This is a genomic window from Armatimonadota bacterium (assembly GCA_031432545.1).
Taxonomy (GTDB): domain Bacteria; phylum Sysuimicrobiota; class Sysuimicrobiia; order Sysuimicrobiales; family Sysuimicrobiaceae; genus Caldifonticola; species Caldifonticola tengchongensis.
In genome coordinates, this window is the sequence record JAVKGX010000014.1 from 26,097 (window position 1) to 34,942 (window position 8,846).

10 protein-coding genes are annotated in these 8,846 nt (G+C 69.6%); 9 read left to right on the forward strand and 1 reads right to left on the reverse strand.

Translation table 11 applies throughout. The annotated features are described in order from the left end of the window. Nucleotides 1-40 precede the first annotated feature (40 nt). The 9 genes from rpsF to QN163_10265 all read left to right on the forward strand — a co-directional run bounded on the left by rpsF (nt 41) and on the right by QN163_10265 (nt 8,399). The gene (gene rpsF, locus QN163_10225; protein MDR5684380.1) at nt 41-430 is read left to right on the forward strand and encodes a 30S ribosomal protein S6; all 390 of its coding nucleotides are present in this window, start codon (nt 41-43) and stop codon (nt 428-430) included. Next, nucleotides 431-826, forward strand: a complete 396-nt coding sequence (gene ssb / locus QN163_10230) for a single-stranded DNA-binding protein (GenBank protein ID MDR5684381.1) — start codon at nt 431-433, stop codon at nt 824-826. A gap of 76 nt (nt 827-902) precedes the next feature. Beyond that, nucleotides 903-1,151 carry a 30S ribosomal protein S18 gene (rpsR, locus tag QN163_10235; protein ID MDR5684382.1) on the forward strand — a complete coding sequence of 83 codons (249 nt, stop codon included), beginning with the start codon at nt 903-905 and terminating at the stop codon, nt 1,149-1,151. 97 nt (nt 1,152-1,248) lie between these two features. After that, nucleotides 1,249-2,208 (forward strand): DUF2232 domain-containing protein, encoded by a 960-nt coding sequence (locus tag QN163_10240; protein ID MDR5684383.1) that lies wholly within the window; start codon nt 1,249-1,251, stop codon nt 2,206-2,208. Beyond that, the gene (rplI, locus tag QN163_10245; protein ID MDR5684384.1) at nt 2,205-2,651 is read left to right on the forward strand and encodes a 50S ribosomal protein L9; all 447 of its coding nucleotides are present in this window, start codon (nt 2,205-2,207) and stop codon (nt 2,649-2,651) included. The genes QN163_10240 and rplI overlap by 4 nt, the downstream gene beginning before the upstream one ends. Continuing rightward, the gene (lonC, locus tag QN163_10250; GenBank protein MDR5684385.1) at nt 2,648-4,570 is read left to right on the forward strand and encodes a Lon family ATP-dependent protease; all 1,923 of its coding nucleotides are present in this window, start codon (nt 2,648-2,650) and stop codon (nt 4,568-4,570) included. The genes rplI and lonC overlap by 4 nt, the downstream gene beginning before the upstream one ends. 225 nt (nt 4,571-4,795) lie before the next feature. Beyond that, complete coding sequence (dnaB, locus tag QN163_10255; GenBank protein ID MDR5684386.1) at nt 4,796-7,189, forward strand: replicative DNA helicase; 2,394 nt, start codon at nt 4,796-4,798, stop codon at nt 7,187-7,189. 102 nt (nt 7,190-7,291) lie between these two features. Beyond that, nucleotides 7,292-7,816 carry a hypothetical protein gene (locus tag QN163_10260; protein ID MDR5684387.1) on the forward strand — a complete coding sequence of 175 codons (525 nt, stop codon included), beginning with the start codon at nt 7,292-7,294 and terminating at the stop codon, nt 7,814-7,816. A gap of 76 nt (nt 7,817-7,892) precedes the next feature. Continuing rightward, nucleotides 7,893-8,399, forward strand: coding sequence for a M23 family metallopeptidase (locus QN163_10265; GenBank protein MDR5684388.1), 507 nt, complete (start codon nt 7,893-7,895; stop codon nt 8,397-8,399). 32 nt (nt 8,400-8,431) lie between these two features. Here the strand turns inward: QN163_10265 and QN163_10270 are convergent. Continuing rightward, the coding region (locus QN163_10270) for a uroporphyrinogen decarboxylase family protein (GenBank protein ID MDR5684389.1) at nt 8,432-8,846 on the reverse strand (415 nt) is incomplete at its 5' end.

Sequence of the window (8,846 nt, forward strand, 5' to 3'; positions counted from 1 at the left end):
GGGGAGGCCTGGGAAATGCCCTGTCCGGGGGAGGGAGACGATGCGCAAGCCGTACGAGATCGTATTCATCCTGCGGCCGGACCTGGACGATGCACAGGTGCAGGCCGCCACGGAGCGCGTGGCCGCGCGCATCGCTGAGCGCGGCGGCGAGGTGCAGTCGATCGAGCCCTGGGGCAAGCGGCGCCTCGCGTACGCAATCGCCAAGCACCGCGAAGGGTACTACGTTTTCATCCGCTTCTCGCTGGAGCCCCAAAACGTCCAGGACCTAAAGCAGGCGGTGTCGATGTCCGAGGAGGTGATCCGTTTCCTGCTGGCCGAGGCGGTTCCGGTGCGGGTACCGCCGGCCGCGGCCGCCGTGCCGGCGCCAGAACCGGTCGCGAGCGCAGAGGACGCGCCTCAGCCCGTTCACTCTGGGGGAGGTGAGGGGTAGATGCTGAACAAGGTGATCCTGATCGGGCGGCTGACGCGCGACCCTGAACTGCGCTACCTGCCCAGCGGCCAGCCGGTCGCGACGTTCACGCTGGCGGTGGATCGGCCGTTCGTCAACCAGCAGGGTGAGCGCAAGGCGGACTTCATCCCGATCGTGGCCTGGCGCAAGCTGGCCGAGCAGACGTCCCAGCACCTGTCCAAGGGCCGCCTGGTGGCGGTGGACGGCAGGCTACAGATCCGGGACTACGAGACCCAGGACGGGCAGAAGCGCCGTCAGGCCGAGGTCGTGGCCGAAAACATCCGCTTCCTCGACCGCAGGGCCGACGCCTCCACCGAAGTCGCCGCGGCCGACTTCGAGCCCTCGGCCGAGCCCGAGGAGGAAGACGTACCATTCTAGACAGCGGCACATCCCCATCCGTACGTGGCGTCTCCCGCGAGGGGGCGTCGGATGAGGGGACGGGAGGAATCGTTCGATGGCCGAACGTGAAAGGAAGAAGGAGTGGCGGGGACGGCGGCCGCGCCGCAAGGTGTGCTCGTTCTGCTCGGAGAAAGCACAGTTCGTAGACTACAAGGACGTCAACCGCATCCGCAGGTTCGTCTCCGAGCGCGGCAAGATCCTGCCGCGGCGCGTCACCGGGACCTGCGCCCGCCACCAGCGTCTGCTGGCGACCGCAGTTAAGCGGGCCCGCGAACTGGCCCTGCTCCCGTACACGGCGGAATAGCACCGCGGCCGGTGCGGGCAGTCCACCGGCTGCAGCAAGCGGCAGAACCATGTCCCACCACTCGGACGCGGCACGCCTCAGGGAACGCACGGCGGGGATGACCGAAGGCGCCCTGCTCGCGGCGCTCACCGTGCTCGTGGCGTTGCTGGTCGTCTTCTTCGGATCGGTCGGCCTGGTGGCGGCCCCCCTGCCGCTGTTCGTCCTCACTTACCGCCGGGGAGTTCGGGTGGCCGTGCTGTCGGCGGTTGTCGCCGGGTTCGCGCTGTCGCCGCTGTTCGGCTTCCCACAGGGGCTGCTGTTCGTCGCGGCCTTCGCGCCGATGGGGATCATCCAGGGGGCGATCGCGCGGCGCGGCGGCAGCGCCGTTCCCGCGCGTGCCCTGGCGTTCGGCGTGCTGGGGGGACTGGTCGTGACGGCCTTGAGCCTCGCCGCCGCGCGGGTGGTGCTGGGGCTGGACCCCCTGCAGACGCTGGTCGAAGCGCAGGTCCGGGCCACGCAGTCGGCGGCGACCATGCTGGCAAGGATGAATGCGCCGCCGGCCCAGGTCCAGCAGATGGAGGCGCTGGCAGAGCAGCTGCCCGCGTTTTTGCGCATGGTGTTCCCGGCGGCCCTGGTACTGGGGGTGGTGCTGTGGGCCTACGGCGCGTACGCGCTCGCGCGCCAGGTGATGCGTCGGCTGGGAACCGACCTGCCCGGATTCGCCCCCATCCTCACCTGGCGCCTGCCGCCCGCCGCCGGAGCGGCGATCGCCTTGCCCGTGCTGGTGGGCGTCGCGATCCAGCCCCTAGCCCCCTCGCTGGGACGGGCGCTGACGGCCAACGCGTTCTTGGTCGGCGTCATGGTCTTCGCGTTCCTGGGCGTGCTCACGATGCTGTACTATCTCAACGCGCGCGACGTCCCCAGGGGCGGTCGCGTGCTGGCGGTGGTCGCCGTGATCCTGCTGGGCGACCTGGGGACGTTTGCCATGGCAATTCTCGGCTTGCTGGACCTGTGGTTCGATCTGCGGAAGATCGGGCCACGCGCCCCACAGTCAGCGCAGGAGACCGAGCAGGAATGAAGGTCATCCTGTCCCGCGACGTGCCTTCGCTCGGCCGCGCTGGGGTTGTGGTCGAGGTCAAGGAGGGGTACGCACGCAACTACCTGTTCCCGCGCGGGCTGGCGGTCGAAGCGACGGAAGGCCGGATGCGGGCGCTGGCACGGGAGCGGGCCGCGGGCGAGCGGCGCATCGCCCGCGAGCGCGAGGAAGCGGCGCGTATGGCCGCGGCGTTGACGAGCACGCCACTGGTCATCGCTGCCCGGGGCGGCAGCCAGGGGAGGCTGTTCGGCGCGGTCACCGCCCAGGACATCGCTGACGCCTTGCGGCAGCGGGGGTTTGCGATCTCGAAAAAGCAGATCGCGCTTGACGATCCGATCAAGGTCGCCGGCTCGTACTCGGTGACGGTCCACCTGGATCACAGCCAGCAGGCGAGGGTCCAGGTGATCGTGGAGGTACGGGGTTGAGAACGGGAAGGGTTCGCAGGCGCAAGGTGGTGACGGCGGCCACGCGGTCCGACCTCAAGCGCCGCGTCGGCGCGATGTTCGGCGTGCTCAGCGACGTGTACGGCCCGGAACGTCTGGTCATGAAAGCCGGCAAGCTCGAGGCGCTGACGCTGATGCGTTCGCAGCGCCTGGGCGACCGCGTGGCGGCGCTGCAGAGACTGGTCTACGACGACCCCACGATCGAGGCTCCCCGTTCGGACCGGGAGATCCCGGGCATCCTCGCCGATGTCCAGGAAGAACTGGCCGACCTGGTGGCCCAGCGCCGTTTCGCCGATGAGCTCGAGCGCCGGGTCAACGAACGCATGAACCAGAGGCAGGAGGAGTACCTGGCGGAGATCCGGATGCAGTTGCTGCGTGAAGCCGGTGGGCCGGAGAACGCGGCGACGCGCCGGAAGCTTGAGGAGCTGGACGCGCTGGAGCGGGTCCGGCTGTCGCAGTCCGCGCTGGAGGCGCTGCGGCCGCGGCGTCTGCGCGAGGTCGTGGGGCAGACCCGGGCCGTGCGCGCGCTGCTGGCCAAGCTGGCCACCCCGTATCCCCAACACACGATCCTGTACGGCCCGCCCGGCGTGGGCAAGACGACCGTCGCGCGGCTGGTCCTGGAGGAGGCGCGCCGCCTGCCTTACACCCCGTTCGCAGATGACGCGCCGTTCGTCGAGGTGGATGGCTCGACGTTGCGCTGGGACCACCGCGAGGTCACGAACCCGCTGCTCGGATCGGTGCACGACCCGATCTACCAGGGGTCGCGGCGTGACTTCGCCGACACCGGTGTCCCCGAGCCGAAACTCGGCCTGGTCACGCGGGCACACGGCGGCGTCCTGTTCATCGACGAGATCGGCGAGATGGATCCGTTGCTGCAGGCGAAACTGCTGAAGGTACTGGAGGACAAGCGGGTGACGTTCGAGTCCAGCTACTACGACCCCGACGACCCCAACGTGCCTGCCTACATCAAGCGCCTGTTCGAACAGGGCGCGCCCGCGGACTTCGTGCTCATCGGGGCCACCACCCGAGAGCCGGACGAGATCAGTCCGACGCTGCGGTCCCGGTGCGCGGAGGTGTTCTTCGACCCGCTGTCGCAGTCCGACGTCGAGAGGATCGTGATCCAGGCGGCGCGACGGCTGGGCGTGACGTTGAGCCCCGGCATCCCGCGGACGATCGCGACGTACACGGTCGAGGGGCGTAAGGCCGTGAACTTGCTGGCCGACGCCTACGGCGTCGCGCTGTACCGCCGCCGCTCCCGCAGGGGCGGCCGCGTGCGCATCACCGACGGGGACGTGATGGAGGTCATCCGCACCGCGCGGCTGGCGCCGTACACCGCGGTGCGCGCCTCGGACACCCCGGAGATCGGGAAGGCGTTCGGGCTGAGCGTGTATCACTACCTGGGTGCGATCGTCGAGGTGGAGGCGGCGGTGTTCCCGATCGCCCCCCGCGGCCGGGGCACCGTGCGCTTCAACGAGACCGCCGGCACGATGGCCAAGGACTCGGTGTTCAACGCGATCTCGGTCCTCCGCCGCCTGCACGGGATCGACCTCACGCACCACGACGTCCACGTCAACGTCGTGGGCGGCGGGTTGATCGACGGTCCCAGCCTGGGGCTGGCGATCACCGCGGCCCTGGCCAGCGCCGCCCAGGGTCGCCCAGCGCTGCAGAACGTGGCGCTCAGCGGTGAAATCAGCATCCAGGGCCGCGTCCGCGGCGTCGGCGGCATCGCCGAGAAGATTTACGGCGCGCGCCAGGCCGGGATGCGCAAGGTCGTCCTGCCGGACGAAAACCGGCCGGACGTCCCTTCCGACGTACAGGGGGTGCAGGTGGTCTTCGTGCAGACGGTGCAAGAGGCTCTGCCCCACGTCCTCGTACCCCCGGACCGCCGCCTGCGTTCGTAGCGTTGGGCGATCGTCTGTCCCCACAATCCACAGAATCCTGCGTCCACAGGTTATCCAGACCCTGCGCACAAACGATCCGCGCTCAATCCCCGGGTGCCCCACAGCCCCCGGCAACCTGCAGGTTTTGCCGGAAGCGTCCACACCCGCCCATGACGTAACCTCCGGGGCAGGGGCAGACGAATGGATCTGCGAACATACGTTTGATATAATGCAACGGGGGTTGCCATGGCCGTAGCCGCCGTAGACCGGGTCCCTCCCCAGAACCTCGAGGCCGAGGTCGCCGTCTTGGGCTCGATGCTGCTGGACCGGGACGCGATCGCCGCCGTCGTGGAGATCCTGCGGCCCGAAGACTTCTACCGCGAGTCCCACCGCCTGATCTACACGGCCATCACCGACCTGTTCGAGCGCGGTGAGCCGTGCGACCTGATCACTGTCACCGACCGCCTGCGCGATGGGGGGCGTCTGGACGACGTCGGCGGGGCGGCGTACGTCTCGAGCCTGTTGAACGCGGTCCCGACCGCGGCCAACGCCGAACACTATGCGCGCATCGTGCTGCAGAAGGCCATGCTGCGCCAGCTGATCCGCGCTGGCACACAGATCGCACACATGGGCTTCGAAGGCGACGAGGACGTGGACGCGTTGGTGGATCGCGCCGAGCGGCTGGTGTTTGAGATCGCCAACCGGGGCATGGCCCAGGACTTCCAGGCGATCCGCGACATCATCAAGCAGACGATGGAGCGACTGGACGCCGGCTACGAGCGCGGCATGATCACCGGCGTCCCCACAGGCTTCGTCGACCTGGACGAACTCACCGGCGGCCTGCAGCCGGGCGACCTGATCATCGTCGCAGCGCGCCCCTCGATGGGCAAGTGCCTGAAGTACGACGCGCGAATCGTCGACGTGCGAACCGGCGCGGTGCGCCTCGTCGAGGAGGTGGTGCGCGCGCAGGATGCATCGCTGCTGACACTGGATCCGGCCACCGCGCGGCTCCGGGAGGCGTCGGCCAGCGCGTTCGTCGACGACGGCCGCCGCCCTGTCTTCCGTGTGCGCACCGCGCTGGGCCGACAGGTCGAGACGACGGCCACCCACCCGTTCCTCACACCCGACGGCTGGCGGCCACTGGTGCACCTGCGGCCCGGACACCGCGTCGCCGTGCCGGCGCGGATCCCCGTCTTCGGCACACTCGACCTGCCCTCGCACGAGGTGAAGCTGATCGCCTACCTCGGTGCCGGACGCCTGCCGGCTGACCCGGAGGTCAGCCGCGACTTCCTCGACGCGGTCTCCGCCGCTGCGGCGGTGCGGGCGGCGCGCGTACCCGCGCTGGCTCGCTACGCCGCCCACGCGGGAGGACCGGACGCCGTGGACGAGACCGCGACCGCCCGTGTACTCGCAGAAATCGCCCAGGACCACCCGGAACTGGAGTCCCCCGCCGAGCACCGCTGCCTGCCGGATGCCGTCTACCAGCTCAACCGCGGCAAGCTCTGCCTGCTGCTGAACCGCCTGCTGGCCTGCACCGCCTCCGTCGAAGGATCCCCGTCGGCGGGCGGCGCGGCTGGTGCCACGCTGGAGGCGCAGGACACCTTGGCGGTCCGCGCCGAGCTGCCGTCTGCGGCGATGGCCCGGCAGGTGCAGCATCTGCTGTTGCGCCTGGGCGTGATCGCCGCCTGGGATGGCCGCACCGGCCTCGACGTTCGGGGGGAGGCTGCGTTGCAGCTGCTGCGCGGGTGCGGTGTGCTGGGCTGGGAGCGGCTGCGCCAGTGGGCGCGTTGGGCACCCCAGCCGCTGCTGCCGCAATCGGACGTCGTGTGGGACATGATCGTATCCATCGAACCGATCGGGGAGCACCAGGTCTACGACCTCACGATCCCCGGCACGCACAACTTCGTCGCCGACGACGTCTGTGTCCACAACACGACGCTGTGCCTGAACATGGCCCAGCATGCGGCCATCCAGCACCAGACCCCCGTGGCGATCTTCTCGATCGAAACCAGCGCCGAGCAGCTGGTGCAGCGGATGCTGTGCGCGGAAGCCGGCGTCGACGGCCAACGCCTGAGGCGCGGCTACCTCTCGGAGTCCGACTGGAGGAAGCTGACGCGCGCGATGGGCCTGCTTGTGGAGGCGCCCATCTACATCGACGACTCGTCCAACCTGTCCGTGATCGAGATGCGCGCGAAGTCGCGCAAGCTCAAGGCCGAACACGGATTGGGCCTGATCGTCATCGACTACATCCAGCTGATCCAGTCCTACAAGCGCACCGAGAACCGCACGCAGGAACTCAGCGAGATCGCACGCGGCATCAAGTCGCTGGCCAAGGAACTGCACGTACCGATCGTCGCCGTCTCGCAGCTGTCACGCGCGGCCGAACAGGGCGCGTCGAAGGTGCCGATGCTGTCGCATCTCCGGGAGAGCGGCGAGCTGGAGCAGGTGGCCGATCTGGTGATCTTCCTGTACCGGGAGGACTACTACGATCTGGAGAAGGCGCGGCGCGAGGGCAAGGAGAACGTCGCGCTCGTGCGGGTTGCCAAGCACCGCAACGGCCCGACCGACGACATCGAACTGTTCTTCCACAAGGAGCACTCCAAGTTCGCCAACCTGGACCGCAAGCACGCCGGACCTTGAACCGCCGCGCTCTTTCGCGCGGCCGAACCCTTCACATTCGCACGACAACCACGTGATACAGTGACGTTAGGACTGTGCCAGGTCGGGCGCCGGAGGCAGACCATGCGGACGTGGCAGGTGCTGGGGATCCTCGCAGGGTGCGTGTGCGCGGTCGCTGCGGTCGGCGCGGTCGCCTACTCCGCCGGCTGGCACGCCGCGCAGACGTCGGCCGGCACGACCGCCGCGCTCGCATCCGCTCCGGACGACGTGCTGCCCGATGCGACCACTCCCGGATCGCCGTTCGCCCCGCGGCTGCCGATGTCGCCGGCACTGCCCTCCCCGCGGCCGCGGCTGCAACCGGCACCGCCCATCCAGGAGTTGATCCCTCTGCCCGGACCGGGCCAGCAACTCCCGGGACAGCAACCCCAGCCCGGCCAGGACGAGGAGTGCGAGGCACGCGTGTACCTGTTCCACAACGGCCGTTTCTACCAGATGCGCCCGGGGCCGGGTCCCGGACCCGACGGCCAGCCGGGAGGCCCGCAGGAGCTGATCCCCCTGCAGCCGGTCCCTGGCATCCCCGGGATGCCCGCGCCCGGTACCCCGTTCGCACCCGGGCTCCCCTCCCCGCCGCCGGGACAGCGTTTCTAAGGGCCGTCGGGGTCGTTTGCGTACCCGTGCGGCCCGCTCAGCCTGCGTGAGACCACCACGTCGGGTGGGGTCGAGCGTGGCACCGGCCTTGCTCACGATGGCCGAACACCTCACGCGGGGGCACATCCTGCAGAAGTCCGTGATCGTCGGATCGGCCGCGCTCGTCCTGTCGTTGTATGCGGCCTCTGCTGCGGGCACCCTGTGGCTGCCCGTGGTCGGTACGGTCGCTTCGGGCTACGGGTGGCGGAACGATCCGTTCGGAGAGGGCTGGAAGCACCACTGGGGGCTGGACATCGCAGCACGCCACGGTGCCCCGGTGGCGGCGTGCGCAGCCGGCCGGGTGGGCTACGCCGGATGGGCGGGCGGGTACGGCCTCGTCGTCGTACTGGCGCACGAGCACGACCTCCAGACGCTGTACGCACACCTCGGGACGATCCGCGTGGACGCGGGCGAAACGGTACGCGGCGGGCAGATCATCGGCACGGTCGGCTCGACCGGCCGCAGCACGGGGCCGCACCTGCACTTCGAAGTCCGCCACCGCAACGTGCCCGTAGACCCGATCCCCTACCTGCGGGTCCGTTGAGCACGGGACCCCGTGCCCGTGTCGAAGGAGCGTCAGACGCGGCGTGCGGCGGACAGCGCGGCCTCGATGTTGGCCTCAGGGGCATCGATCGGGACGACGCATCCGGCGGAGACGATGTGGCCGGTACCCCCGGTCTGGGCGATGGCCTCATCGACCTCCTGTGCCACCTCTGCGGGCGCGCGGCCGGCGAAAATCACCTCGTCGATCCCACCGACCAGGCATCCGGAGAACCGCGCGCGGGCTTCGCGCAGAGACGGAGGCGTACGCCGGTCGTGCCAGTTGATCGCGTGGACGGGATACGCGCTCAGCAGGTCGAAGTAGACGCCCTCTCCGTGCGCGTGCAGGATCACGATGTCGGACGATGAGGCGGCGTCGAGGACGCGCAGGTCATACGGACGTCCGAACTCTTCGTACTCCTCTTCTGTGACTCCGCCCCGACAGGCCATC

Bases quoted from the DNA above. Each gene is read 5' to 3' on its own strand.
- rpsF (MDR5684380.1), top strand. From the start codon at position 41: ATGCGCAAGCCGTACGAGATCGTATTCATCCTGCGGCCGGACCTGGAC.
- ssb (MDR5684381.1), top strand. From the start codon at position 431: ATGCTGAACAAGGTGATCCTGATCGGGCGGCTGACGCGCGACCCTGAA.
- rpsR (MDR5684382.1), top strand. From the start codon at position 903: ATGGCCGAACGTGAAAGGAAGAAGGAGTGGCGGGGACGGCGGCCGCGC.
- QN163_10240 (MDR5684383.1), top strand. From the start codon at position 1,249: ATGACCGAAGGCGCCCTGCTCGCGGCGCTCACCGTGCTCGTGGCGTTG.
- rplI (MDR5684384.1), top strand. From the start codon at position 2,205: ATGAAGGTCATCCTGTCCCGCGACGTGCCTTCGCTCGGCCGCGCTGGG.
- dnaB (MDR5684386.1), top strand. From the start codon at position 4,796: ATGGCCGTAGCCGCCGTAGACCGGGTCCCTCCCCAGAACCTCGAGGCC.
- QN163_10260 (MDR5684387.1), top strand. From the start codon at position 7,292: ATGCGGACGTGGCAGGTGCTGGGGATCCTCGCAGGGTGCGTGTGCGCG.